Source organism: Streptococcus sp. 2579 (assembly GCF_013277195.1).
Classification (GTDB): domain Bacteria; phylum Bacillota; class Bacilli; order Lactobacillales; family Streptococcaceae; genus Streptococcus.
Genome location: NZ_VMMM01000031.1, coordinates 1 through 964, shown reverse-complemented (window position 1 = coordinate 964; position 964 = coordinate 1). Strand labels below are relative to the sequence as shown.

Sequence of the window (964 nt, the reverse complement as noted above, 5' to 3'; positions counted from 1 at the left end):
TCAGGTCGGCTATGTATCGTCGCCTTGGTGAGCCGTTACCCCACCAACTAGCTAATACAACGCAGGTCCATCTGGTAGTGATGCAATTGCACCTTTTAAGCAAATGTCATGCAACATCTACTCTTATGCGGTATTAGCTATCGTTTCCAATAGTTATCCCCCGCTACCAGGCAGGTTACCTACGCGTTACTCACCCGTTCGCAACTCATCCGGAGAAGCAAGCTCCTCCTTCAGCGTTCTACTTGCATGTATTAGGCACGCCGCCAGCGTTCGTCCTGAGCCAGGATCAAACTCTCATTAAAAGTTTGAGTTCTCACTCATTTCTGTCACTGACAGATTTATTGTTTTTTCATTGTTCAGTACTACAACCTTAGTTGTAGTGCCCTGCACATTGGTTCGTCTTGTTCAGTTTTCAAAGGTCTTTGTCACTCGCTTCCCTCAAGCGACAACTATATTAGTATATCACAGTCGCTTTCGCTTGTCAACACTTTTTTGAAACTTTTTTAAACTTTTTTCATCAAGTATTTCCAACTGCAACATACCCATAGTCCGTACGGGATTCGAACCCGTGTTACCGCCGTGAAAAGGCGGTGTCTTAACCCCTTGACCAACGGACCAGAGTTGTTATTTTCAACTCTTACTATTATACCGACTTTTCAAACTTTGTCAACACCTTTTTTAAACTTTTTTTATTTTTTTGCATGAATTCCTAATGGGTACGGATGTCAAACTCCTTAAACACAATACGTAAGTCCTTTAGGACTCTTTGACGCCCTCGGAATCGTTCATTTCTTAAAATGCGTTCTAGCTCTTCTTGTTGCTCTTTAGTTTGTTTGTTTCTATAATCTCTTAGTGTTTCATGAAAGAGATAATAGTCATCTAGCCACAGACCTCCCTCACTTATACGATGACTGATCTCGCCTACTTCTTCATAAGGTTCTTTATTATATCTTCGTTTGTGGCT

At 41.6% G+C, this 964-nt stretch carries 1 tRNA gene, 1 rRNA gene and 1 pseudogene; all 3 read right to left on the bottom strand.

Going from position 1 to position 964, the window contains the following annotated elements:
• Positions 1–302, bottom strand: a 16S ribosomal RNA gene (locus HT725_RS10080); the annotation flags it as partial.
• A gap of 243 nt (positions 303–545) precedes the next feature.
• Positions 546–617: transfer RNA gene (locus HT725_RS10075), tRNA-Glu, on the bottom strand.
• Between the two features lie 92 nt (positions 618–709).
• A pseudogene (locus tag HT725_RS10070) lies at positions 710–964 on the bottom strand (sigma-70 family RNA polymerase sigma factor); the annotation flags it as partial.